General features: G+C 72.4%; 22 protein-coding genes. 7 read left to right on the forward strand and 15 right to left on the reverse strand.

All coding sequences use genetic code 11. The features are described from left to right. Positions 1-5 precede the first annotated feature (5 nt). From WMF22_RS11100 to WMF22_RS11115, 4 genes are read right to left on the reverse strand one after another with little or no spacing between them, the layout of a single operon-like run. A complete protein-coding gene (locus WMF22_RS11100) occupies positions 6-605 on the reverse strand; it encodes a hypothetical protein (RefSeq protein WP_437299073.1) in 600 nt (199 codons plus the stop codon). Continuing rightward, positions 599-1,972, reverse strand: coding sequence for a PilW family protein (locus WMF22_RS11105; protein WP_438035733.1), 1,374 nt, complete (start codon positions 1,970-1,972; stop codon positions 599-601). Before WMF22_RS11105 ends, WMF22_RS11100 begins: the two co-directional genes overlap by 7 nt. Beyond that, positions 1,969-2,574: a type IV pilus modification PilV family protein gene (locus WMF22_RS11110; RefSeq protein ID WP_438035734.1), complete on the reverse strand. Its 606-nt coding sequence runs from the start codon at positions 2,572-2,574 to the stop codon at positions 1,969-1,971. The genes WMF22_RS11105 and WMF22_RS11110 overlap by 4 nt, the downstream gene beginning before the upstream one ends. Then, on the reverse strand, positions 2,571-3,407 hold the full coding sequence (locus WMF22_RS11115; RefSeq protein ID WP_438035735.1) for a pilus assembly FimT family protein: 837 nt from the start codon (positions 3,405-3,407) through the stop codon (positions 2,571-2,573). The genes WMF22_RS11110 and WMF22_RS11115 overlap by 4 nt, the downstream gene beginning before the upstream one ends. Positions 3,408-3,418: 11 nt before the next feature. On the opposite strand from WMF22_RS11115, the gene WMF22_RS11120 reads away from it, so the two are divergent. Next, positions 3,419-4,579, forward strand: a complete 1,161-nt coding sequence (locus WMF22_RS11120; RefSeq protein WP_437299077.1) for a DUF6599 family protein — start codon at positions 3,419-3,421, stop codon at positions 4,577-4,579. A gap of 72 nt (positions 4,580-4,651) precedes the next feature. On the opposite strand, the gene WMF22_RS11125 is transcribed toward WMF22_RS11120, so the two are convergent. The 4 genes from WMF22_RS11125 to WMF22_RS11140 all read right to left on the reverse strand — a co-directional run bounded on the left by WMF22_RS11125 (position 4,652) and on the right by WMF22_RS11140 (position 9,596). Beyond that, positions 4,652-5,380: a peptidylprolyl isomerase gene (locus WMF22_RS11125; RefSeq protein WP_438035736.1), complete on the reverse strand. Its 729-nt coding sequence runs from the start codon at positions 5,378-5,380 to the stop codon at positions 4,652-4,654. Between the two features lie 51 nt (positions 5,381-5,431). After that, positions 5,432-6,280, reverse strand: a complete 849-nt coding sequence (locus WMF22_RS11130) for a MaoC/PaaZ C-terminal domain-containing protein (RefSeq protein WP_437299079.1) — start codon at positions 6,278-6,280, stop codon at positions 5,432-5,434. A 129-nt stretch (positions 6,281-6,409) separates the two neighbouring features. Further along, the gene (locus WMF22_RS11135) at positions 6,410-7,252 is read right to left on the reverse strand and encodes a hypothetical protein (RefSeq protein WP_438035737.1); all 843 of its coding nucleotides are present in this window, start codon (positions 7,250-7,252) and stop codon (positions 6,410-6,412) included. Positions 7,253-7,262: 10 nt separating this feature from the next. After that, positions 7,263-9,596, reverse strand: a complete 2,334-nt coding sequence (locus tag WMF22_RS11140) for a serine/threonine-protein kinase (RefSeq protein ID WP_438035738.1) — start codon at positions 9,594-9,596, stop codon at positions 7,263-7,265. A gap of 125 nt (positions 9,597-9,721) precedes the next feature. On the opposite strand from WMF22_RS11140, the gene WMF22_RS11145 reads away from it, so the two are divergent. Further along, positions 9,722-11,449 (forward strand): segregation/condensation protein A, encoded by a 1,728-nt coding sequence (locus WMF22_RS11145; RefSeq protein ID WP_438035739.1) that lies wholly within the window; start codon positions 9,722-9,724, stop codon positions 11,447-11,449. A 42-nt stretch (positions 11,450-11,491) separates the two neighbouring features. Here the strand turns inward: WMF22_RS11145 and WMF22_RS11150 are convergent, their stop codons facing one another. Then, positions 11,492-11,764 (reverse strand): hypothetical protein, encoded by a 273-nt coding sequence (locus WMF22_RS11150; RefSeq protein ID WP_438037358.1) that lies wholly within the window; start codon positions 11,762-11,764, stop codon positions 11,492-11,494. A gap of 232 nt (positions 11,765-11,996) precedes the next feature. Between WMF22_RS11150 and scpB the strand changes: the two genes are divergently transcribed. Continuing rightward, positions 11,997-13,028: an SMC-Scp complex subunit ScpB gene (gene scpB / locus WMF22_RS11155; protein ID WP_438037251.1), complete on the forward strand. Its 1,032-nt coding sequence runs from the start codon at positions 11,997-11,999 to the stop codon at positions 13,026-13,028. A 42-nt stretch (positions 13,029-13,070) separates the two neighbouring features. Here the strand turns inward: scpB and WMF22_RS11160 are convergent, their stop codons facing one another. Further along, the gene (locus WMF22_RS11160; protein WP_044964518.1) at positions 13,071-13,415 is read right to left on the reverse strand and encodes a helix-turn-helix domain-containing protein; all 345 of its coding nucleotides are present in this window, start codon (positions 13,413-13,415) and stop codon (positions 13,071-13,073) included. Between the two features lie 78 nt (positions 13,416-13,493). Here WMF22_RS11160 and WMF22_RS11165 point away from each other — a divergent pair, with 78 nt between their 5' ends. Next, the gene (locus WMF22_RS11165) at positions 13,494-15,098 is read left to right on the forward strand and encodes a lamin tail domain-containing protein (protein WP_438035740.1); all 1,605 of its coding nucleotides are present in this window, start codon (positions 13,494-13,496) and stop codon (positions 15,096-15,098) included. A 199-nt stretch (positions 15,099-15,297) separates the two neighbouring features. Beyond that, positions 15,298-15,927, forward strand: a complete 630-nt coding sequence (locus WMF22_RS11170) for a helix-turn-helix domain-containing protein (protein ID WP_437299085.1) — start codon at positions 15,298-15,300, stop codon at positions 15,925-15,927. A gap of 249 nt (positions 15,928-16,176) precedes the next feature. On the opposite strand, the gene WMF22_RS11175 is transcribed toward WMF22_RS11170, so the two are convergent. Together WMF22_RS11175 and WMF22_RS11180 are read right to left on the reverse strand one after the other, a co-directional pair. Further along, the gene (locus WMF22_RS11175) at positions 16,177-17,559 is read right to left on the reverse strand and encodes a TldD/PmbA family protein (protein ID WP_437299086.1); all 1,383 of its coding nucleotides are present in this window, start codon (positions 17,557-17,559) and stop codon (positions 16,177-16,179) included. Between the two features lie 105 nt (positions 17,560-17,664). Next, complete coding sequence (locus tag WMF22_RS11180; RefSeq protein WP_438035741.1) at positions 17,665-18,417, reverse strand: hypothetical protein; 753 nt, start codon at positions 18,415-18,417, stop codon at positions 17,665-17,667. A gap of 165 nt (positions 18,418-18,582) precedes the next feature. Here WMF22_RS11180 and larB point away from each other — a divergent pair, with 165 nt between their 5' ends. Both larB and larC read left to right on the forward strand, forming a co-directional pair. Beyond that, a complete protein-coding gene (larB, locus tag WMF22_RS11185; RefSeq protein WP_437299088.1) occupies positions 18,583-19,335 on the forward strand; it encodes a nickel pincer cofactor biosynthesis protein LarB in 753 nt (250 codons plus the stop codon). 67 nt (positions 19,336-19,402) lie between these two features. After that, positions 19,403-20,821: a nickel pincer cofactor biosynthesis protein LarC gene (larC, locus tag WMF22_RS11190; protein ID WP_438035742.1), complete on the forward strand. Its 1,419-nt coding sequence runs from the start codon at positions 19,403-19,405 to the stop codon at positions 20,819-20,821. 72 nt (positions 20,822-20,893) lie between these two features. On the opposite strand, the gene trxA is transcribed toward larC, so the two are convergent. The 3 genes from trxA to WMF22_RS11205 form a co-directional block, all read right to left on the reverse strand. After that, the gene (gene trxA, locus WMF22_RS11195; protein WP_044964524.1) at positions 20,894-21,535 is read right to left on the reverse strand and encodes a thioredoxin; all 642 of its coding nucleotides are present in this window, start codon (positions 21,533-21,535) and stop codon (positions 20,894-20,896) included. 163 nt (positions 21,536-21,698) lie between these two features. Further along, a complete protein-coding gene (locus WMF22_RS11200) occupies positions 21,699-22,691 on the reverse strand; it encodes an ABC transporter permease (RefSeq protein WP_437299090.1) in 993 nt (330 codons plus the stop codon). Continuing rightward, positions 22,688-24,217, reverse strand: coding sequence for an ABC transporter permease subunit (locus tag WMF22_RS11205; RefSeq protein ID WP_437299091.1), 1,530 nt, complete (start codon positions 24,215-24,217; stop codon positions 22,688-22,690). Before WMF22_RS11205 ends, WMF22_RS11200 begins: the two co-directional genes overlap by 4 nt. Positions 24,218-24,221 lie beyond the last annotated feature (4 nt).

The following is a 24,221-nucleotide window of genomic DNA, read 5'->3' on the forward strand; positions in this document are numbered from 1 at the left end:
GTTCGTCACTTCGAGCAGAGGATATCGGCAACGACAGACATGGATTCCTGGCTGCCCGCCGTCGCGATGGCGGAGCCGTCGGGCCAGGCGATGAGCCGCGCGCTCATGGTGACCGTGCAGTAATCGACGCTCACCGGGTTCGGGCCGCCCATGTCGCTGCCGGCGCGGTTCCCTATCGCAGGCCTTATCTTATCCGTGATCTCCACCTTGGCGATCCACTGGACGTCGGCGCGACCAAGGCTCCCTGGCATCTCCGGCGAGCCGGCCGTGGGCGGCTCCAGGAGCTCTTCTGCCGCGTCGAACGTGTGCGGCAGGAGCGACCAGCACTCGTCGGTGATGACCGAGCAGCTCGTCGACCTGGGGATCACCTCCAGGCCTCCCTTCTGCTCGATCTCGGCGATCGCGAGCTGCATCGCGTACTCGGTGAGATAGTGGGTCTGCGTCATCCGGCGCTCGTGGCCGCTGGCGATGGTCGACAGCGTGGCCGCGTGGGCCGCGAACAGGCCGATCGCGGTGAGCATCGTGATGACCAGCACGACGATGAAGACGGCGGCGCCCCGCTCGCGGGAGCGCCGTCGGGACCGGGCGATGCTTGTGTTCACCATGGGACGTAGGCCTGGTTGGGGAGCGCGATGTCGGCGTAGAGCGTGCGCATCCGGGCGTAGACCGGCGGCGATCCGGAGGGCGCCGTGTTCCCATAGGTGTTGGCGCCCGCGGCGATGCCGGGGATCAGGAACCTGAGCCTGCGGCCATCCGGGCCCATGCCATCGGGGTCCCCGGGGGCGGTGAGGGCGACGTCGCGATCGGGCGCCCGGGTGCGGGTCGAGAGCCGGACCTGGACCGACCGCACGCGCTGCGGCGTGCCGGGCGGTCCGACATCGATCGCGGCGGCGGTGCCGTACACGAGCGCGTTGTCGGTCGCCATGATGGGATACCGCGTGATCTGCGGGTTGGTCACTCCAGGGACGGTGCTCTCCTGCGCGACGGAGATCCCGAACTTCAGATCGACGGCGTACTCCGCGATGAGCTCGAGCGTGCCCGGGATCTCCTGATCCTCTTCGTCGAGCTCGACCCGCACGAGCTCTGTGCGGCCGTTGTCGCCGGTGAGCGTCCCGAGCTGCGTCGAAATGGGCGCCACGAGAGCGTCGTAGGCCGTCCCCTTGTTGACGAGGCTCCGGATGTCGTAGCGGACGCGGGAGACGACGTTCACCCATCCTCCGTCGCCGGTGGAGCCGCCGGGGGTCACGCCGCAATCGGCGAGCCCGACCAGCGTCGGCAGGCCGGGATCCGCCTTCAGCGTGATGTGGATCTGGGTGGGCGGGTTGTCGATCACGTTGACCTGGTCGATGACGCCATACAGGAACTTCTCCTGACCGCGGACCATGATGCGCAGGAAGCGGCGAGGCGCGAAGATCTGGGTCAGGCTCTGCCCGCCGCCCTGCGCGCGCGCGAGCGTGCGCTGCACGGCGGAGCTGTTCGGGTTGAGCTCGACGACCCAGTCGCCCGTCTCATCGCTGATCTTCCTGAACTCGAACAGCTCGGTGCTGTTCAAGCTGCCGCCGATGATGATGGAGTCCGGATTCAGCCCGTTGGCGACGCTCTGGTCGAGCTCCGACCCGTGGAGGTCCACCGACCCTTGAGGCAGGATCGAGATCCCGGCGAGGCGCCTCAGGCCGACCGGGGCGGCCGGGACCTGGCAGACCTCCGGGTCCGCGAGGATGTTGGCCGACGAGAGGTAGGCGGCGCGCTGCAGGTCCGCGGTGAGCCGGTTCATCCCGAGCGTCGCCGCGAGGTGTGAGGCGGAGGCCCTCGCCTCGTTCTGGAAGAAGCGCGTCGCGTTCTTCGAGAGCAGGAAGGCCGCCAGCGACACGACGAGGCCGGCCGCCATCGCCACGAGCAGCTCCACGAGCGTGAAGGCTCGCTGTCCTGAGGCCCGCGCGCGCGGGCGGGTGGTGCGTCGGCTCGTCGTCATCGCCTGTCCTCGCTCGTGTTCCGGAGCACGCCGGTCGTCAGGTAGACCGCGCCGAAGCGCCCCGGGTTCGTGTCGACGGCGAGCGGGTCGACCCCGCAGTCGATCGGGTTCCCGTTGCGCTCCCAGACGACGCGGATCTCGGCGCGGAGGAGGCTGTCCCAGATCCGCGTGCCCGACACGGGATCGTTGAACTGGCGGAAGCGCACGTGCGTGCAGAACGCGGACGCCGACGTGTCGCCCGGGTAGATGTCGGCCCCGAGCACGTCGGCGTCCGGCGCCCCGAGCGCGGTGATCTCCGTGGGGGTCACCTTCGCGGGGAACGGGGAGGTGGTGCTGAGCGCGAGCCAGTCGGTGTCGCTGCTGATGTCGGGCACCCGCATGGGCTCGTTCCACTGGAGCGCGTCCACCCGCAGCCGCTCTGCCCAGGTGATGGCGATGCTGTTGGCGATCGTGAGGTTGCGCGCGTTCGTGTTGCTGATGAGCGTCGCCTTCTGCAGCGCGAGCACCCCGGTGGCGCCGATCGCCAGCACGCCGAGCGCCGCCATGACCTCGATGAGCGTGTAGCCGCGGCTCGCCGCCCTCCTCGCGCGCGCCGCGCTCACAGCCCGAGCCTCGCGACGCCGTTCGGCGGGACGAAGACCGACCGCTGGAGGCCGGTCCTTGTGTTGGTCACGTTCACCCGGAGCGCGCCGAGCAGCGGCGCGAACGCCCCGGCGGGGGCGTAGCGGACGAACGTACGCCCCCGCGGCGTGAAGCAGACGTCGGCGTCGCCGCGCGCCACGCCGGTGGGATCGAGCAGCTGCATCGCCGCCAGCTCGATGCCCATGGTCTGGAGCGTCGTGACCGGCTGGGTCTGGGCCGGGTCCATCCAGTTGGCGACGCTGAGGCAGCTCGTCGCGATCAGCGAGCCGGCGGCGATGTTGTCGACGTTCGCCTGCCGCACCTGGAACACGCCTGTCGAGGCGGTCCACCGCACGAGGACCGCCGCCCCGCGCCCGATGGCCTGGTAGCGCGCGAGCCGGTAGATGCCGCTGATCTCCATCGCGGTGCGGTTCACGCGGCGATCGCGCATGCCGCTCACGAAGCTCGGCGACGCCGCGGCCGCCAGGATGCCGATGAGGACCACCACCGCCAGCAGCTCCGGCAGGGTGAAGCCGCGCGCGCCACGGCGGCGCAGCGCGCGCTGCCCCGGAGCGCAGGCCCGCGGTCGATCGGAATCACGAGGAGGAGGTCGCGAACAGGAGGGAGGGCGCACCAAAGGACCGGCAAAGGCAAGCTGCATGCCCTCGGCGGTCGGCGCTAAGTCATTGAACTTCATGGTGAATCTCTCAAAGCGATTCGCCGCGGGCGCTAACGATTGCGGCGCTATGAAAAAAGGTGCAAGGCGAACGGGCCATGCGATTCCCGCCCGAAAGGTGTTCACCGAGAGGCCCATTGGACCACAGCGTGTCAGCTGCGACGCGCGCGACGGGCGCGACGCGCGCGTGCCCCGGGAGGCCGATGCGCTCCCGGGCGTGGCGCTGCGCGCTGCTCGCCGGCGCGCTCGTGGCCGCGCTGTCTTCGGGCTGCAGCAAGAAGGAAGAGCGCCTCGGCGCGCCGCCGCCGCCTCCGCCGGCCGCGAAGCCGGCCGCCTGCGCCGGCGGCGGGGGGACGATCGGCGACGCGGCGAGCGCGCCGTTCTTCCCGCGCACGACGGGCGGGTTCTGCCTCGACCCGAACGGCGGGGAGAAGACGTTCGGCGAATCGGCGCCCCTGCCGCTCGACAGCATCTGCGACATGTTCGACGGGGAGTGCGAGATCTACAAGGGATTCGGCGTGCGGCGGGTGGTCGAGGCGCGGTACGTGAGCGGCGAGGGCGGCTCCGCGACCGTCGACGTCCACCTCTCAAAATTCGGATCCACGGAGGGCGCTTACGGGATGTTCACGAAGCGCACCGTGGGCGACGGCGACCCCGCCGACGAGGCGACGCCCCGCGCGATCGAGGGGGGCGGCGCGGCCGCGATGGGGGTCGGGAACGCGTACCTCTGGCGCGGGCAGTACCTCGCCGAGATCACCTACAACGACGAGGCGCTGGCCGAGGCGGCGCTCAAGTCGTCGAGCGAGAAGGTCCTGCCTGGGCTCGTGAAGGAGATGGGCGCGAAGCTGCCCGGCGAGCCGTCGCTGCCGCCTGCCGCGATGGCGCTGCCCAGGGACAACATGATCCCGCTCGGGATCCGCTACGAGACCAAGGACGTGCTCGGGGTGGATGGCGCCGGGCCCGGCGCGTTCGGTTACTACAAGGAGGTCGACAAGCGCTACCGGGTGGTCGCGATCGTGCGTGACGACGTCGACCAGGCCAAGGACGTGCTGTCGACGCTGGCGAAGCTGCCGGGCGCGGCCAGAGAGAAGGGCATCGGCGACGGCTCGGTGCGCCTCATGAACAAGGACGGCGAGGGCTCCGCGACCGAGTGGGTGTTCGCGCGCGCCGACAAGACCGTCTACGGCATCGGCGACGAGGCCCGCGTGCTCCGCAACGGCATGACGGCCGACGAGCACGCCAAGCTGACGCTGACCAAGGAAGAGAAGACGGCGAGGCTGAAGAAGCTCGTCAGCGCGCCGGCGCGCTGACCGCGGCGGGAAGGGTCGAGCCGCCCGGGGCTCGCGACGCAGTGAGCGCGCGGCCCCGGCGGCGCCGCGCGCTCACTGCGTGCGGAGGATGACGTGGTAGCCGAACGCCGTCTCGACGAGGTCGCTCACCTGGCCGACCTTGATCTTCTCGAGGCCCGCCTGGAACTCCGGGACCATCGCGCCCTTCGGGAACTTGCCGAGGTCCCCGCCGCGCTTGTCCGCCCCCGGCTCGTCCGAGTACTCCTTCACGACGTCCGCGAACTTGCCCGGATCGGCCTTGGCCTTCGTCATGGCCTCGGTCGCGCGGGCCTTGGCTTCGTCCTTCGTGCGCTCGATGGTCGGGGGCGCCCGGCGGCTCCCCTTGTACATGACGAGCAGGTGCTTCGCGCCGAACATCTCCCTCGGCGCCTGCGCCGACTGCGCCGGGCGGGGGCGGGGCGTGGGAGCGGGCGGCGGAGCGGCGGCGGTGGCGTGCTCGTGCTCGTCGGGCTCCGGGGCGACGGGGGCCGCGAGGCGGGCGAGCGGGGTCTTGTTGAACATGCCGAAGAAGCCGAGGAGCCCGATCAGCACGAGCGCGCTGAGCACGGCGTGCGGCGCCCACCAGTACGGATCTTCAGGCTCGGCGCCGTCGTCCTCCGCGTCGTCGTCGTCGTCGTGCGCGTGGCCGTGTCCACGGCCGCGGGCCGCGGTGGCCTTCGCCTCTTCCTCCTCGCCGTCGTCGTCGTTGCCTTCGTCGGTCGACCCGGCCTCGTCGAGGTCCTCGTCGTCCTTGGCCCTGTCCTTCTCGCTCGTCTTGCTCATAACGCTTCCCTGATCCGGGCCTCGGCCCTTAGCACGCGACCACGCCGGCCGTCAGCCGATCTCCGCCCACGCGCTCGTGAGCACCGGATCGGGGCGATCTTTGACAGAGGTGACCACCGCGACCTTGCCGCCGTCGAGCGCCCAGCCCCGCGTGATGAGGGTGTCGCCCGGCCACACCGGCTTGCGGAACTGCGCGCCGTACGCCCGCAGCCGGCTCGCGTCGCCGCCCGCGGCCTTCTGGATGATCGCGCGCGCCGCGAAGCCGTACGTGCAGAGGCCGTGCAGGATGGGGCCCTGCGTGAAGCTCGCCTTCGCCGCGACCTCCGGATCGGCGTGCAGCGGGTTCTCGTCGCCCGAGAGCCGGTACAGCAGCGCCTGCTCGGGCGCCGTCGCCTGCTCGACGACCCAGTCGGGCTCGCGGTCCTTCGGCACGGGGGCCTCCGACTCGGCGTGCGGCGGGCGCGGCCCGCCGAAGCCGCCGACGCCGCGCACGATGATCGACCACACCGTGTCGAAGAGCGGCTCGTCGTCGAGCGTTGTCTTCGTCTCGACGATCACCTGCGCGAACTTCTTGAGGTCGTAGATGCCCGCCAGCGTGGCGGTCGTGAACAGCGTCCCGCTCGTCGGGATCGGGCGGTGCACCCGGAGCGTCTGCCCTCCGTGGACGATGAGCGCCAGCTCGGCCCCGGCCACCTCGAGCGCCTCGAACACGGTCCCCTGGGAGGGGATCACGCCGAACGTGGGGTAGACCTTCATGCCCCCCGGCGCGCCCTCGTACAGGTACTCGAGCTCCTCGCGCTTGGCGCCGATCCCGAGCGCGTAGGTGGCCAGGGTCTTCCAGTTGAAGGTGAACGCGCTGGGCTGGGTCGTGTAGCCGACCTTCGAGAGATTCAGCGGCATCGGGGGCTCCTCGCAGGATGGAAACGGCCGGGCAGGCGTACCGACCTGGCGATGTCGCGTCAACTGCCGCCCGCCGAGCGGGGCGCGGCGTCAGGGCGCGAGGCGCCGCGGGCGGCGCCTCGGGCGGCGTCAGAGCGCCAGGCGGTACGCGATCAGGACGCCGATGTTGAACATGTCGACGCGCTCGGAGAGCGAGGCGAGATCGCCGGTCGGGGAGACCTTGCGCTGCTCGGGGAGGAACCAGCTCGAGTAGCGGATGTGGCTCCCGACGCTCCAGTTGTCGGCGAAGGCCCAGTCGCCGCCGATCGCGAGCCCCGCGGCGACACCTTCGGTGCCGATCGTCGCCGCCCTGGGCCCGACGTACGCCGTGTCCGAGTACGGGTTGCGATCGGCCTCGACCGACCACGAGTCGTTGACGACGACGCCGCCGACCGTCACGCCCGCCCACCACTCCGAGCTGCGGATGCGGAGGGCGTAGTAGCGAAACAGCCCGTCGAGCATGAAGTAGCTGCGCGCGTGATCGCGCTGGAGGCTGCGCGCGCCGCGCGCGGCGTCGGAGGTCAGCGTCGCCGCCCAGAAGATGCCTGCGCCGAAGCCGATGTCGCGAAAGCGGTAGAGGTTGTGGATGCCGAGGGAGACGCTCGTCTCGCCCTGCTCGCAGGCGCCCGGAGACAGCGACACGGGGCAGACGTCGGCGCCCGGGAGCGTCATCACGCCGCTGCTCACCTCCACCATGGTGTAGGGGAAACCGCGCTCGCGCGCGGCGACGGCGCGGCGGGCGGCCCTGCTCTCGTCGGCGCGGCCGGGGGCGGAGATCAGGAGCGCGGCGAGCGCGGCGGCGCACGCGGCGCTGCGCGAGCGCGCGCTCGCCGCTCGCGCGCTGCCACGCCCCGCAAGCGCTGCCCCGCCGCCCTGCCCGGCGCGGGCGTTGGCGGGCGCTTGCGACGTCGGGTACCGGCCGCCTGGACTCACCTTCTCTGGATTATAACCAAGGACCCGTCGACGAGGGGAGCGGCGAGGCGGCGTCCGTGGGCAGCGGCGGCGGCGAGGGCGGAAGGATCGGCGCAGGTGCGGCGCTGGCCGGCGGCGAGGCGGCGCCTGTGCCGAGCGAGCCCGCGGCGCCCGGCGTCGGAGACGGGGCCGGCGCGCCCCGGGGGGCGGGCGCGGGCGGCTGGCCCTGGGGCGCGCCGCGGACCTCGGCCGGCGCGGGGCGGCGCGGCGCAGGCCTGCGGTCGGGGCCTGCGGCCGGTGGCCCCGAGCTCTGTGGAGCGACCTGAGGGGGCGGCGCCGGGGCGGCGCCCGGCGGGCCGCCGGAGAGCTCGGCGACGAGGTGCTGGGCGGTGGTGAGCGCCGGCTGCAGCTCGAGCGCGAGCTTCGCCAGCCGGATGGCGCCGGCCTTGTCGCCCGCGTATTTCCGCCCGAGGGCGTCGGCGACGATGCGCTCGGACGACTCGCGGCGGAGCTCGGCGAGGCGCGCGTCTCCCGGCCACCGCGCGAGCGCCTGCGCGACGATCTCCTTGACGTTCTCGCGGGGCGGGGTGTCCCAGGCGTGCCTGCCCATGCAGTCGCGCGCGCGCTCGATGTGCGCTTCGAGGGTGTCGCGCGCGGCCGGCCCCCCGAAGGCGCCGAGGTGCCGCCCGCCGAGGAACACGACGAACCCCACCGCGCTGGCGCACGCGAGCAGGGCGGTCGCGCGCGCGATCATCGCCCGACGGGGGAGCGGCCGCGCCGCGGACTCGACGCCTTGCATGGTCGACGGGACGGGCGCGGCGTCGCGCATGGGATCGATGCCGAGGCCGATCGCCGTGCGCGCGGGCTCGTCCGCCGCGCCGCCGTGGCGAGCGGCGCTCCACGATGCGCGCGCTCCGGCGTCGAGCCGCTCCGCCGGTTCGGCGAACGCGCCGCCGAGCCGCGCGCCGCTCGAAGGCCGCTCGGCCTGGGACGGCGCTGCGAGCGGCGTGGTCCAGGAGGGCGCCGAGCTCATCGAGCTCGACGAAGCGCGCTCGACGCCGCTGGAGGAGGAGCGCTCCTCCTCGCGGCGGTGCGACGCGGGGTCGCTCTCGCGGCGGTGCGACGCGGGGTCGCTGTAGCGCGCTGCCTCGCCCCCCGGGAGGCGGGGATCGAGGTCGCCGATGTGGGCGCTCTCGAGCGTCGGCGCGGCGATGCCGCCGATCTGGGCGGCGAGCGCGGGGGAGAGATCGAGCGATTTGGTGCGCGACTTCGAGGCCAGCTTCATGACCGCGCTGGCGCGCAGGAGCCCGGGCTGGGCGGCGATCTCATCGGGGTCGAGCCCGCTCGCCCGGACGGCGAGGGCGAGATCGCGGCCGAGGGCGCGCGCGTCGGGGGCCCGGTCCGAGGGCTTCTTGGCGAGGTTCTGCATCACGATCCGCGCGATGGGCTCGGGCACGTAGCTGGAGCGCGCGATGCTGCGCAGGTCCGCCGGCGGGGCGTGCGTGTGCTGGACCAGGAGCGCGACGGGCGAGTCGCCCTCGAACGGGGCGCGCCCCGCGAGGCACTGGTACAGCATCGTCGCGATGGAGTAGACGTCCGCCGGCGGACCGACCCGCTGCCCTTCGGCGCCTTCGGGCGAGATGTACTTGGCGGTGCCGAAGATGAGCCCCGCCTGGGTGGTCATCGCTTTGTCGGCCCAGTCGAGGCGGGCGATGCCGAAGTCGAGCACCTTCACGTAATCCGGGTCCTCGCCGCGGCGGACGAGCATGATGTTCTCGGGCTTGAGATCCCGGTGGACGATGCCCTGCGCGTGCGCCTCGCCGACCGCGTCGCACACCTGGAGGGCGATGTGGAGCGCCCTCGGGAGCGGCAGCGCCTCGCTCTCGCCGCCTGCCCCTGCCGCGGCGAGCGCGGAGAGCAGCGAGATGCCGTCGAGGTGCTCCATGACGAGGTAGAGTTCCCCGCCGATCCGGGGGTCGGCGGTGGGGGGCACGCTCCCGGTCATGAGGACCTGGACGACGTTCGGGTGGACGAGCCGGCTCGAGATCTTGGCCTCGCGGTGGAAGCGGCTCACGAGCTCGGCGTTGCCGCTGAGCTCGCGGTGGAGGATCTTCACGGCCACGTCGCGCTCGATCCCGGCCTGGAAAGCGCGGTAGACGCGGCCCATCGAGCCGATGCCGATGAGGTGGCGCGTCTGGATCTGCCCCCCGAGCGTGATGCCCACGTACGGGTCGCGCTCCGCGGCGCCGAACGTGGGGCTCTTGCGCGAGCTCGCGAGCGGGGTGCCGTCGCGCGGGCAGTAGAGAACGCCCGCGTCGTAGCGCTCGCCGCACGAGGGGCAGCTCTTCGCGGTGGACGGCTCCATCGACGGCGCTGATCCTAGCACCGCTCCCGCCATAAATTCTCGGACGGAGCGGCGTTTCGGCGCGCCGCGGCGCCCGAGGACGCTCGGACGTGGACCGACCGGCGCCTTGCGACTACGGTCGCGGCGTGAGCGGTTCCAAGGCGGGCGCAGCACGGGCGCGCAGCGGGAAAGGGCGCGGCAACGCGGGTGCCACCCCTGCGCCCGCCGCGCGCCAGGCCGCCGCCTCGCCGGCCCGGGAGGCCGCCTCGCCGCCCCGGGAAGTCGCCTCGCCGGCGGCCGATGCGGGGCCGCGCGAGGGCGAGTACGTCGTCACGCTCCCCACGTTCGAGGGGCCGCTCGACCTGCTGCTGCACCTCATCCAGCAGCACGAGCTCGACATCCTCGACATCCCCGTGAGCTTCGTCACGGAAAAATACCTCGAGTACCTGAAGATCATGCGCTCGCTCTCGATCGACCTCGCGAGCGAGTACCTCGTGATGGCGGCGACGCTGACGCACATCAAGTCGAAGATGCTCCTGCCGAGCGTGCCTGCGGGGCAGGACGACGACGGGATGCCGGGTGAGGAGGAGGATCCGCGGGAGGAGCTCGTCCGGCGGCTCCTGGAGTACCAGAAGTACAAGGTCGCCGCGGCCGACCTGGCCGAGCGCGGGACGCTCGGGCGCGACGTGTTCACGCGCGGCATGAGCGAGAGCGAGGTGCCGAAGGGCCCGGCTCCGTTCGCGCAGACGGCCATCTTCAGCCTGCTGGACGCGTTCGAGCGCGTGCTGAAGCGGACGAACGTCCAGATTGATCATGAGGTCGTCTTCGATCGCATCAGCATCACGGATCGCATCGTCGAGCTCACGGAGAAGCTCTCCGCGCGGCGCGCCATGCGGTTCGAGGATCTGCTGCTCGACAGCGTCTCGAAGGGGGGAGTGATCCCTCGCTTCGAGGTCGTCATCACGTTCCTGGCCGTGCTCGAGATGTGCAAGCTGAGGCTCATCCGGGTCCATCAGACGGACTCGCTGGCGCCCATTCACATCCAGCTCGCGGTAGCCGATGGCGCGCCGGTGGCGGATGACGGATTCGAGGACGTCGCGCCGGCGGCGGAGCCGATCGAGACGGCGGGGAGCGAGGAGGCAGGAGCACCGCCGGCTGCCGCCGAGGGCGAGGTCGCGGAGGCCGTCGAGGTGGGGCGAAGCGAGCCGGCTGGGCCGGAGCTCGTCGAGCCGGTCGAGCAGGCGCGCGAAGAACTGTCGGAAGCGGAGCTCGCGGGGGCGCCGAGCGGCGCACCGGAGAGCCTGGAGCTGGTCGAGGAGCAGGTGGAGGGCGCCAGCGTCGCGGAGGCAGAACCGGAGCCCGTGGAAGCAGGGGAGGCGTCGAGCGGCGAACCGGCGTGGTCGGAGCCGGCCGAGCCTGTGGAGCAGGTGGAGGACGCCAGCGTCGCGGAGGCAGAACCGGAGCCCGCGGAAGCAGCGGAGGCGTCGAGCAGCGAACCGGCGTGGTCGGAGCTGGTCGAGCCCGTGGAAGAGAGGAATGTCGAGGCGGGTGACGCGGAGCTGGCGGAGCCCGTGGAGCCACCGACCGGCGAACCGACGGGCCCGGAGCTGGCCGAGCCAGCCGAGGAATCGAGCGGCGAAGCATCGGGGACGGAGCTTCCTGGGACGGCGGAGGAGACGAGCCGTGCGCACGACGTCGCAGGGGGCGAGCCTTTGGTGGACGCGATGGAAGCCGATGCCGGTCCGGCGCCGGAAGAGGCGGAGCGCGGCGATGCGGTTGTGGGCCCGAACGCGCACTCGACCGCAGAGGACTTCGCAGCGCCGCCGGCAGAGGTGGATGAGGTAGACGCAGGGAGTGGCCGTGACGGTGGCTGATGCCGCGGCGAAGCGGCGGCGCATAGCGAAGACGACGACAGGTCAGGGCGCGTCGGCGCGGCTGCGGGCAGCGGCGCACGCATGGCTCGGCGAAACGAAGCGGCCGAGGGGCGGAAAGAAGGAGCCGCGCGCGCCGAAGACGGCAGGGCAGGGCACGCCGGCGAAGGCAGGCGCGCAGGCCACGCCGGCGCGGCTGAGGGCGGCGGCGTACGCGTGGCTCGGCGGAACGAAGAAGCCGAGGGGCGGGAAGAAGGAGCCGCGCGCGCCGAAGACGGCAGGGCAGGGCACGCCGGCGAAGGCAGGCGCGCAGGCCACGCCGGCGCGGCTGAGGGCGGCGGCGCACGCATGGCTCGGCGGAACGAAGAAGCCGAGGGGCGGGAAGAAGGAGCCGCGTGCACCGAAAGGGACACGGCAAGATCCGGTCGCTCGCTTCCGCGCTGGCGCATGGGACCAGCTCGGTCATCCGGCGCGCCGCGCCGACGTTCCTGTCCGGAGCGCAACCACGGCGCCCGGGCTCTCTGCCGTCGCGCGCAAGCACCTGAAGGGAGTGTTGGAAGCGCTCATCTTCGTGGCGGAGCGACCGGTGCCGGCCCGTGATCTCGCGCGTTCGGCGAACGCAGAGCACCGCGTCGTGCGAGAGTTGCTGGCCGAGCTCGTCGCGGAGTACGACGGACGAGGATTTCGTCTGGACGAGGTCGCCGGAGGGTACGTCTTTCGAACGAGCCCCGCATTTGCGCCCTTCGTTCGCGAGGTGACAGAGCAGAAGCCGGTCAAGATGTCTCGCGCCCAGACCGAGACGCTCGCGATCGTCGCGTACCGGCAACCGATCACGAGGCCCGAGATCGACGAGATCCGCGGTGTGGATTCCGGCGCGGCGCTCAAGTCGCTCCTGGAGCGTGACCTCGTGAGGATCCTGGGCAAGAAGGACGAGCCTGGGCGCCCGATGCTGTACGGCACGACGGCGCAGTTCCTCGAGTTCTTCGGCCTGAAGGCGCTCGGCGAGCTGCCCACCCTGCGCGAGTTCACCGAGCTGACCGAGGAGTCGCGCCGTGCCTATGAGCGTGAGCTCGGCGAAGAGCCGCCCGAGACGGGGGTGGTGACACCGGGACAGGAGAGCTTCGCCGGCGCGGAGGGATCGCTCCGGACGAGCGTCGCCAGTGGGGGCGAGAACCTATCGGAAGACGTCGGCGCGTCGTCTGCTGCGCCGCGGGAGGGAGAGGTCACGATGGAAGCAAGGGAAGACGAAATGTCTGAGGAGATCTCTGTCGTGGGAGCGGACGCAGCGCTTGGTGAGCCTGCTGAAAAGGACGCTTTCCAGCAGGCCAACGACGTCGCGGAGGAACGGCGCGACGAGGACGACGAGGACGACGAAGACGACGAAGACGACGAGGACGACGAGGACGACGAGGACGACGAGGACGACGAGGACGAGGACGAGGAGGACGACGAAGACGACGAGGACGCAGACGAAGACGAAGGCGACGAGGACGACGAGGACGAGGACGACGAAGACGAGGACGAGGACGAGGACGAGGACGAGGACGACGAAGATGAGGATGACGAAGACGACGAGGACTGAACGTTCGCCCTTGTCTGAACGTCCAGCGCGTCGCCCCGTTGCTCACGGCGGTGGAGCATCCGTCGGATCCGGATAGGCCTCGGCCAGCTTCGTTGCGGCGCTCCTCAGCTCGGGGTGGGCGAGGAGCTTGCGGAAGAGCCGCCAGAGCTCGGGATCGGCGAGCACCTGGAGCGGCGAGGCGGCGACCTGTCTCCTCTTCTTGCGGGGGATCGCCTCCGGACCTTTTCGTCGCAGCTCCTCCATCATTCCCACGAAGCGCTTCGTGGGAAAGAGATCTCCGTGCTCCCACGCGAGCACGGTCTCCTGCTCGATGCCCAGCGCTCCGGCGAGCTCGCGGGCCGTGCAGCCGAGCTCCTGCCGGAGCTTCTTGATGTCCTCGGGGGCCATGCGGGGCGAGGGTAGCGGCCTCGAAAAAAGAAAGCGACGTCGAGCAACCGGCAGCGAGCTCCCGCCGAACTCCGCGTCATGACCCATCGTTGCCCGATTCGCCCCTCGTGGACTCCCCGCGCGCTCCGCGCGCTGCCGCTCGCGCTCGCGCCGCTCGTGGCCTCCCCCCTGTCCTGCGCGCCGGAGCTCGTCGTCCCCCCGCAGCTCGATGAAGGCGGTCACGAAGAGGACGCCGAGGTCGCCGGCCCCGCAGACCCGAGCCCCGAGCTCCAGATCGAGCCCGCCGCGCCGCTGGACGCCGCGCCTCCGGTGCTGCGGGCGCGCGTGCTCCTCCCCGGCGCCGCGCTCGGGAGCGTCGATCCCGCCCGTGCGCTGGTCGTCCGCGGCAAGCTCAGCGCGGCGCACCTCCGGCAGATAGAGCGAGGCGAGCTGTCGACGGCGCTGTCGGAGCGCGTCGTCCCCTCGATCGCCTGGCTGAACGGGACTCCCCCTGGCGACCTCTCGCTGACCGTGGCGCCGCTCGCCCCGCTCGCCCCCGGGGAGACCTACGCCATCGCGAGCGGCAGCCCTGTGTTCTCGCACCACATCCAGATCGCCACGGCGGGCTCGCCGCCCGTGCTTTCACGGCTCTGGCCGCCGCCCGAGGCCGGCGCGACCCTCGGCCTGGGGGTGTGGTGTGGTGACGCGCCCCTCCCGGAGGTGGTCGCTGCGGCGACGCTCGCGCCTGGCGGACCGGCGGGCGAGCTGCGCCGCGGCGCCGTCGATGACATCGGCGCGCGCTGCCTGCGCTTCGAAGGGGAGCCAACCGCCACGGCGCCGCCCGAGGCCGACGGCGTGCGCCTCGTGGGGCCTCCCGCCGCGCTCCCGGGCGAGCCGGCGGCAGTGAGCCTCGATCCACGTCCGTTCATGATGGAATCGGATCCGCTTCCCGCCATCGCGGCGGCGTGTGCGCCGGACGAGCTCGCGCTCGGGCCGGGCTGTGCTCGGGTCGCCGACGATCGGATCCTCGTTCGTTCGGCGGATGCGCCGCTGCTCTGGGCGATCGCGGGCGCGGGGTTCGACGAAGTGCTCGCGGTACCGCCGGGCGAGCCGTTCGTCCTCGCTCCCCTGCCGCCCTTGAGCCCCGTGGAGCTCGTCCTTGCGACCATCGACAACGCCGGGGTCGTGGAGCGCCGGACGTTCTCGGCCATGACGCTCGCGCCCATGCCCCATGTGATCATCAACGAGGTGCTGGCGAACCCTGTCGGGCCAGAGCCAGGGCAGGAGTGGGTCGAGCTCTACAATGACGGTGACGTCCCTGCTGAGCTCACAGGGGTCGTACTCGCCGATGTGGGTGGCGAGACCGAATTGCCCCCTATTTCGTTCATGCCCGGCGCGTACGCTCTGGTCGTCAACGAGGACTACGTTCCTGATGATGAGCTCGATCCTCCGCCTCCTCCCGAGACGCTTCTTCTCCGCGTCCCCAAACTTGGCAGCCACGGGCTGTCGAACTCGGGAGAACCGCTCAAATTGAAGGATCGAGGAGGTGCTGTCTTGTCCAGGTCGCCCGCCGCGCCCGTGCCAAAGCCGGGAATGAGCCTGGCCCGCGTCGCTCCGCGCGCTCCAGACGGCTCGGCTGGCTCTTTCGCGACCAGCTGGCCGACGCCCGGTCGCGTGAACATAATGAACCAGGAGATCCCCTGAAGGATGGGGAGTTTGCCTCCGCGCGGGGCGAACTCGCCATGGGGCTGAGAAAATTCGAGCAAAGCGGGTGACGGACCCGTCTATGAGAGCTAGGTTTCAATCGAGTAGACAGACGGGTGGGGGGGCCGCCACCTGAGGAGACGCTGCCGCGCTGTGAACGCGAGCTGTGCGGCAGGTGCCTTTCGCGTGGAGTTCGGCGATGGCTGGTGTTCGTGAAAAGCTGTTGACGGCATCGGACCTCGCAGCCTTGTGCGAGGTCGACTTGAAGACAATCCACAACTGGGTAGATCGGGGGAGGATTGCCCATTTCCGTACGCCGGGGAGACACTTGCGCTTCAAGGCTGCGGACGTGGCTGAGTTCCTCCGTGCATGGGGCTATTCGGTGCCCCGGGAGCTCGCCAAGGCGACCTCCAAGTCGATGATGGCCATCGGCACCAAGGATACGATGGCCCACGTGGCGCGAGCCCTCGGGGAAGGCGTGCCCATCCGGCACGCGAGCCACCCGTATGACGCGCTGATCTTCGCGGGGGCGGACCCCGCGGACGTGTACATCGTCGACGTGCGGGCGGTGTCCAGCGACGTGGACGTCCCCTCCCTCTTCGAGGCGCTCCATCGAGCGAACTCGCAGGGGACCTTCGTCGCCTTGTCGGATGAGCCGATCAGCCTGCCGTCGTTCGTCGGCCGGATCGGCCGGAGCGACGCGCAGCAGCTGAAGGGCTTCCTCGTGCCCGAAGCGGCCGCGCAGGCGGCGACGCCCCTCCAGGCGGCGAGCGGTCCGGCGTCGGAAGAGCCGCCGCGGAGCCTCGCCGCAGGCGGGTCCTCGCGCTGAGCCAGGGCCCCGGCCGTCCTACGCCCAGCAGAAGAGGCTGGGCTAGGACGGCCGGTCGCGCCCGAGGAGGCTCCGCCAGGAGCCGCAGCACTGCAGCACTGCAGAGCGAGCCGCTGAGGTCAGAACCCCCTCCTGCAGCACAACCCGGGGCCGGTTGATGGGTCGCTCGCAACCCCGCTGTCGAGTCCGCTTCGGCGTCTCCTGGAAGAAGACACGCCCGAGGAGCAAGGCTCCTCGGACGGAGGCGCTTCAGCTTCCAGCGATGGTCATGGAGGAGACCCGGAACGTCGGTGAGCACGTTGACGTCCGGAGATCCAGATCGTCCCCGACGGCGTCGATCCGCTGCAAGAGCTCGTCAAGGTTCAGCGAGATGGTTACCTCGCTCACTGGGTAGGCGAGCTCTCCATTCTCGATCCAGAAGCCGGACGCGCCCCGGGAAAAGTCGCCGGTCACGGCGTTGAAGCCGAAGCCCATCATCTCGGTGACGTACAGCCCGCGCGGCGTGGAACGCACGATCTCCGCCGCCGGCGTGGAGGTGGGCTGGAGGAGGAAGTTCGACGTGGACGGCCCGACGCCGCCGCCAGCGCCGCGCGAGGCGCTGGCGGTCGGCGGGCGCTTGAGCTTCCGGCCGCTGTAGCTGTCGCAGAGGTAGGTCTTCAGGATGCCTTGCTCGACCACGACGTTGCGCCGGGCGAGGAGGCCCTCGCCGTCGAACGGGCGCGAGCCGGGCGCGCGCGGGATCAGCGGGTCGTCGACGACCGTGATGAGATCGCTGGCGATGCGTGTCCCCTCGCGGCCGACGAGGTAGCTCGACTTGCGCCAGACCGAGCTGCCCATGATGCAGGAGCCGAGCAACCCGAGCATCGACCGGGCGACGTCCGGGTCGAAGACGACGGGCGCCTCGCAGGTCGCCACCTTGCGGGCGCCGAGCTTGCGCAGCGTCCGGCGCGCCGCCTCGCGGCCCACGGCGTCCGGGGCGTCCAGGTCGGCGAGGTGGCGCCGGCCGGTGAAGTAGAAGCCGCGGCGCTTCTTGTCGCCGCTGTCGTCCGCGATCGGGGAGACAACGAGCTGCGCGTACGAGCCGGCGAAGCCGCCGCGGAACCCGCCGGACAGGACGAGGGCGAAGGCGCCCGCGCTCCGCGAGAACGTCGCGCCCTCGCTGTTCGTGATCCGCGGGTCGGCGTCGCGCGCGGCCTGCTCGCCTCGGCGCGCGATGTCGATCGCCTGCGCGGCCGTGACCTCGCCGCCCGAGGGATCGTAGAGATCGAGCGCGGGGAACGGCCCCTTGGCGATGAGCTCCGGATCGGCGGGGCCGGCGAACGCGTCCTCCTGGGAGATGTCGGCGAGCTCGAGCGCGTCCGCCACGAAGCGATCGATGCCGCGGGGCGTGAGATCGGACGTCGAGGTCAGCGCGACGCGCTGCTTCTTGATGATCCGCATGCCGAGGCCCTTGTGGACGGCCTCCTCGACGAGCTCGGGCTCGCCGAGGCGCACCTTGGTGGTGAGCTCGGAGCCGGAGCGGGCGATCGCCTCCGCGACGTCGGCGCCGCCCTTCCTGGCGCGCGTCACCACCTGCTCGGCGAGCTCCATGAGTTCCTCGACCTGCTGCTCCACGCGGGCTCGTTCGGACATGGGGCGACAGGGTGGTGGAGCGGGCTGGCTCCGTCAACGCGGTGCCGCGGTCGTCTCCCCCGCGCGCACCAGGGGCGTCTCGGCCCCGCGCGCACGAGGGGCGTCTCAGCCCGGCCGGTTGGAGCGCCCGCCGCTGCCGACGCCGAGCCGCCGCTGGGGGCGGCTCGAGGCGGGCCGGGGCGGAACGACCTCAGGCGCTGGCTTACTCGGGACGGCGCGGGGGCGCGCGCCGGGGGAGGGCTCGGCCTTCGGCGCGCCGCCCGCGGGCTCGCGCCGGAGCAGGGCGCTCACGGTGACCGCGAAGCCGGCGGCCAGCATGGTGTACATCCAGAGGAGCGCATACCCGAGCGGACCGCCGGCGACCGGGTGGACGCCGAAGTCGCCCTCGACCTGCCGGTAGGTGCCGTCGAGCGCGAGCCGCCGGGACAGGGCCAGGACGGCGATCAGGGCGATCGACAGCGGCGCGCCGGCGAGGACGGCGAGCGCGCGGACCGCGCGCTGCGCTGTCCACCTGCCGCCAGCGCTCCCGGCGAAGCGGTTCGCGGCCGCGAACCCGGCGGGCACCGAGGCGGCATTGACGAGGACGAGCACGAGGTCGACGGCGGACGGGATGCGGCGCGTGTCGACGAGGTACGCGAAGCTCCAGTCAGGGGCGAACACGAGGAAGTACGCGCAGACCGGCGCGAAGACGAGGCAGGCGAACAGGGAGACGAGCGCGAGCGGCCGAGCGCGCGTGCCCGGCGCTGGTCGAGGCTCCGACGCGCGCAGCGCGCCCAGGCGGTGAGGGGCTGCAGCGCTGAACCAGGCGAGCAGCGCACCGAGAGCAAAGCCGACGAGGGGAGCGACGAAGGCGGGCACGCGGCGCCGAAAGTAGTCCTGTCGCCCCCTCCTGAGCAAAGTGCCTGGACCTTTTCCTGACCAGGGCGGATCGAGCGGCCCACACAAGGGCTCTTCCGGGCGCGGCTTGGCAGTCTGGGCGGAACGTTTGCTCTGGGAACGCCGCCGCGCTAAGCGGCTGCGCACATGGAGCCGCGCCTCGTCCGGGAGATGCTTGAGCGCGTTCGGACCGGCGAGCTTGCCGTCGAGGAGGCGCTCGATGCCCTCCGAGGGCTGCCTTTCCGGGACCTTGGCGTCGCGACCGTCGATCACCACCGCGCGCTCAGGCAGGGCGTCCCCGAGGTGATCTTCGGCGAAGGGAAGACACCCGAGCAGATCGCCCTGATCGCCGGGGAGATCTCGGGGGCGGGGCAGAACGTGCTCGTGACCCGGGTCGACGCCGCGAAGGGCGCGGCGGTCTCGGCGCTCTTGCCCGCGTTCCGCTATGTGCCCCTCGCGCGGACCGGCAGCATCGAGGTCGCGCCGCCGCCGAGGCGCGCCGCCGGGGCGGTCGCCGTCGTGACCGCGGGCACGAGCGATCTGTCGGTCGCCGAGGAGGCCATCGAGACGCTGCGCGCCGTGGGCCTCGAGGCGAAGCGGCTGTACGACGTGGGGGTCGCGGGGCTGCACCGCTTCCTCCATCGCGTCGAGGAGCTGCGCAAGGCGTCGGCCGTGATCGTTGTCGCGGGCATGGAAGGCGCGCTGCCCAGCGTGGTCGGCGGGCTCGTGGCGGCGCCGGTGATCGCGGTGCCGACGTCGGTCGGCTACGGCACTGCCCTGGGCGGCTTCACCCCGCTCTTCGCCATGCTCACGTCGTGCGCCTCCGGAGTCGCCGTGGTCAACATCGATAGCGGCTTCGGCGCGGCGATGGTGGCGCATCGCATGTTGCCGAAGGAGTAGCTCGGAACGAGCGCGACCGCGGGAGCGCCGCGCCGCGAAGGCGCCCGGGGAACGGAGAAGGCGAGAGATGGGACACGGGCACGATCACGACCACGCGCACGGGGATGCGCACGGAGACGAGCACCACCACGGGCACGGGCACGGGGGCCATCACGGGCACGGGGACCATCACGACCACGAGCACGCGCACGCGCACGCGCACGGGGGCCATCACGACCACGGGCACGGGGGCCATCACGACCACGGGCACGGGGGCCATCACGGGCACGCGCACGATCATCCGCGCGCGCCGCTCCTCGAGGAGGGCGCGGGCACGGGCAAGGTCCTGTTCTTCGACGCGTTCAGCGGGATCGCGGGCGACATGACCATCGCCGCGCTGCTCGATCTCGGGGTGCCCCTCCTCGTCATCGAGCGCGCCGTCGCCGCGCTGCCGCTCGATGGGTTCCACCTGCACCGCGGGCACGCCCATCGGAGCGGCATCGTGGCGACCTCGTTCGACGTGCACGTCGAGGCGCCGCAGCCGGAGCGCACCTACGGATCCATCGACGCCATGCTCGCCGCCGCGCCGCTCGATCCACCGGTCGCCGCGCTGGCGCGCCGGATCTTCCGGCGCCTCGGCGAGGCGGAGGCCGCCGTGCACCGGATCCGCCTGGAAGACGTGCACTTCCACGAGGTCGGCGCCGTCGACGCGATCGTCGACATCGTGGGCTCCGCCGCCGCGATCGTGCACATCGGGGCGGAGGTCGTCGGATCGCCGCTGCCCATGGGGCGCGGGTTCGTGAAGGCGCGGCACGGGATCCTCCCGCTGCCGCCGCCCGCGGCGGTCGCGTGCCTCCGCGGCGTCCCGACCTACGGCGTCGAGCTCGACGCCGAGCTGGTCACGCCCACGGGCGCGGCCATCATCGCCACGCTGGCGACCCGGTTCGAGCGCTGGCCGACGTTCGCCCCCGATCGGATCGGCTTCGGCGCCGGTCAGCGCGAGCTGCCGGACCGCCCCAACCTGCTGCGGGTCGTGCTCGGGACGCGCACGGGGGGAGACGAGAGCCTCGGCAGCGCGTCGCACGTGATCGTCGAGGCGAACGTCGACGATCTGACGGGCGAGGTGGCAGGGCACGCGATCGAGGCGCTGTTCGCGGCGGGCGCGCTCGACGCCTGGGCGGCGCCGATCACCATGAAAAAAGGGCGCCCCGCCCTGACGATCGCGGCGCTCGCGGCCGCCCCCCAGGCCGACGCCGTCGCGACGGCGCTGCTCCGCGAGACGACAAGCATCGGGCTACGGAAGATCCCTGTCGCGCGCACCGAGCGGCCGCGGCGGATCACCACGGTGCAGACGGCGTACGGAGCCATCCGGGTGAAGATCAGCGAGGGGCCGTTCGGTCCGCCGCAGATCAAGCCGGAGTTCGACGATTGCGCCGCGGCGGCGAGGACGCACGGCGTGCCGGTGCGCGAGGTCGTCTCGGCGGCGCTGTCGGCCGCCAAGGGGTGACGCCGCGCCGCGCAGGGGCTGCCGCGCGGCGCCGCGCTCGCCGAGCGGCGCAGCGCCACCCTGCGGCAGCGGTCAGTCGGGGCGCTGGATCGGCAGCGCCTCGGCCTCCCACGAGAGGAAGCCGCCCTCGAGGAACGCGACGGGCACGCCCTCCTCGGCGAGCTTCGCGGCGACGTCCTTCGACTTGTCGCCGGAGCGGCAATAGAGGACGGGCGCGCCGGCCAGCATGTGGAGCTCGGCGAGCCGGCCCTCGATCTCCTCGATCGGGATGTGCACCGCGCCCGGGATGTGGGCGCGGCCGTAGGCGGGGGTCTCGCGCGTGTCCACGGGGACCACCTGGCCCTCCCGGATCAGCTGCGCCAGCTCGGCCGCCCGGATGGCGCCCTCGGCGCGCGGGAGGAACGGATCGAGCAGCTCGCGGAGCTGCTTCCGGTTGAGGACGCCCTGCTCGGCGGCCACCGGGCGGCCTCGATGAAAGACCATGAACGTCGGGACGGCCTGGATGCGCAGCGTGGTGGCGATGCGCTTCGACCGGTCGATGTCGACCTTGACCACCTTGGCCTTGCCTTCGAGCTCGCGCGCGATGGCGTCGACCTCCGGCGCGACCGTCTTGCACGGTCCGCACCAGGTGGCGGTGAAATCGATGAGCACGGGCAACTCGCTGCGGAGCACCTCGCGCTCGAACTCCTGCTCGTTGATCTCGGGAACGGCCATGGCGGGCGAATTCATAGCGGGCCTTTCCTGCGAGATCGAGCGGCGCGAGGGCTCCGCCGCCGAGATCGCGGAGATGAACGCGATTTCAGCGCAATTTCGGCGCGCGAGAGCGCTGCACGGCCGGCGGCTGCCTGCGGACGTGCGGCCCCCGCGTCCCGCCCCGTCAGCGCGGGACGCGCGCGCGCACGGTGCGTGTATCGATGGAGTCGCGCAGGGCGTCGGCGATGAGGTAAGAGCCGCCGACCGTCGCCAGGAGCAGCACGAAGGGGAAGACGAGCAGCCGGATCTCGCTCGGGTGCCGCGCCGCCTGGCCCAGCGTCTCCCCCCACGAGGCCACGCGCGCGGGCGCGCCCATCCCGAGGAACGAGATCGCCGCCTCGAGCAGGACGACGGACGCCACGCCGAGCACCGAGCTCACGATCACGGGGCCGAGCGCGTTCGGGAGGATGTGGCGGTAGAAGACGCGCAGCCGGGTGCTGCCGAGCGCGCGCGCGGCCATCACGTACTCCTCGCTCGACGCGCGCAGCACCTCGGCGCGCACGAGGCGCGCGATCTCCGCCCAGCGGACGAAGGCGACCGCGAGCACCAGCGACAGCGCGGAGGGCTCGCGCTCGATCGCCCGCACGATCGCCACGACGAGGATCGCCGGGAAGGTGTCGACCGTCTCGACGAGGCGGACGAGGCCGTCGTTCCAGGCGCCGCGCAGCGTGCCCGCGAGCCCGCCGAGCACGACGCCGAGGAACATGCCCACGAGCACCGCGCTGAGCGACAGGCCGAGCGCCGTGCGCGCGCCGTAGATCAGCCGCGCGGCGAGATCGCGGCTCTCGAAGTCCGTGCCGAGCGGGTGGTCGAGGGACGGCGACGCGTTCGGGCCGGCGTCGGTGCGCTGCTCCGGGCCGTAGCGGATGGGCGGCCAGATCGCGAAGCCCTCGAAGCGCACCCTGAGCTCGGCCTCGGTGAGCGACTCGAGCGCGGCGCCCTCGGTGACCGCGGGCAGGATCTCCGCGCGGCCCGGCCCGAAGCAGGCGATGGGCGCGGGGGCGGCGAGGAGCTCGGCGAAGATGGCGAGCAGGGCGAGGACGCCGAGCAGCACGGCGCCGATGGCGACGCGCTTGCTGCCCACCATCCGGCGGAGGAACGCGGTCGCGTGGGTCACGCCTCGCTCCTCCGCGAGAGCACCGCCGGGCCGAGCCGCGGATCGACGAGCACATACGCGAGATCGGTCGCGATCACGCCGAGCGCGGCGATGGCCGCGGCGCCGATCGAGATGGCCATGAGCCAGCTCACGTCGCGCGCCTGCACGGCGAGGAGCGTGAGCTCGCCGAGCCCGTGGAGCTCGAAGACGCGCTCGACGACGAAGGCGCCGCCGAGCGCCATCGGCGGCTCGAGCATGGCGAGCGTCACGACCGGCAGCACGGCGTTGCGGAGCCCGTGGACGGCGATGGCGCGCGCGGGGCCGGCGCCTCGCGCCCGCGCGGCCCGGACGAAGTCCTGCGCGAGGACGGCGACGAGCGCGGCGCGCTGCTGCCGCGTCGGCGCGGCGACGAGCGAGAGCGCGATGAGGCACGTCGGCAGGAGCAGGGACCGCGCGCCGCCCGAGAGGAGCGCGGCGGCCACGGCCACGACGGCGGTCGGGAGGACGGCGGCGGTGAGCACGGCGGCCGCGATCGCGGAGTCGCTCCGCCGGCCCTGCGAGGCCGCGCTGAGCGCGCCGAGCGGGATCGCCACGGCGTAGGCCAGCGCGATCGCCCCGAAGACGAGCGCGAGGGTGACGGGCGCGCGCCGCGCGAGCTCGTCGAGCACCGGCTCTCCGGTCGCCGCGACGCCGAGCCGGTGGGTGACCGCGCCGAGCGCCCACTTGCCGTAGCGGGTCTCGAGCACGGTCGCCGCGAGCTGCGCCGGGCCGGAGAACACCTCGAAGTCGCTGCGGTACACGTTCCAGAACGACCTCCACCGCGTGACGCACGCGCGGGCCTCCGCGAGGTCGTCGCCCGGGGCGATCCGGTCGTCGATCTCCGCGATGTGGGCCGCGACGTCGACGAGGGCGCGCGCCTGCTCGAGCGTCGCCGCGTCGCGCGGCGGCTGCAGCGCGGCGATCACCGCCTGCAGGGCGAACGTGTCGAGCTCCAGCAGCTCGGCGGCGCGCGACGCGGAGCCGTAGCGGACCAGGCGCCGCACGGCGCTCCGGACCGACGCGCTCCGGAACTCGATGCCGCGGTCGTCCCAGAAGCGCGTCCAGAACGCGACCGCGTGCGCCGGGTCCGCGGCGTCGTCGGCCCGCGGCAGGCCCATCCGCGCCGCGACGGGCGCGAGCGCGAGCGCGACGCGGGTGCGCGGCTCGGGCGCGAGCGCGTCGAGCGGCAGGATGTGCGGCAGCGCGGCGCCGCCGAGGCGACGCAGCTCGTCGGCGGCGGCCGCCGCGTCGCCGCCGCCGGCCGCGATGGCCTGCGCGGCCGCGAGGGCGCGCCGGCGCACGTCGCGCGGCTCCAGGTTGATGAAGCGCGGCAGGTCGAGGAAGCGCTCCCGGCGGAGCCGCGCGAGCTCCGCGCTGGAGAGCGAGCTGGCGAGGAGCGGGTCGTCCGTCGGATCCGGGACGAAGGAGAGCACGAAGAAGGTCAGCAGCGAGACGCCGACGAGGGTCGGCAGCGTCCAGAGGAGCCTGCGGAGCGCGTGGCGGAGCATCTCT

This window comes from Sorangium sp. So ce204, from assembly GCF_051526795.1.
Lineage (GTDB): Bacteria > Myxococcota_A > Polyangia > Polyangiales > Polyangiaceae > Sorangium > Sorangium cellulosum_B.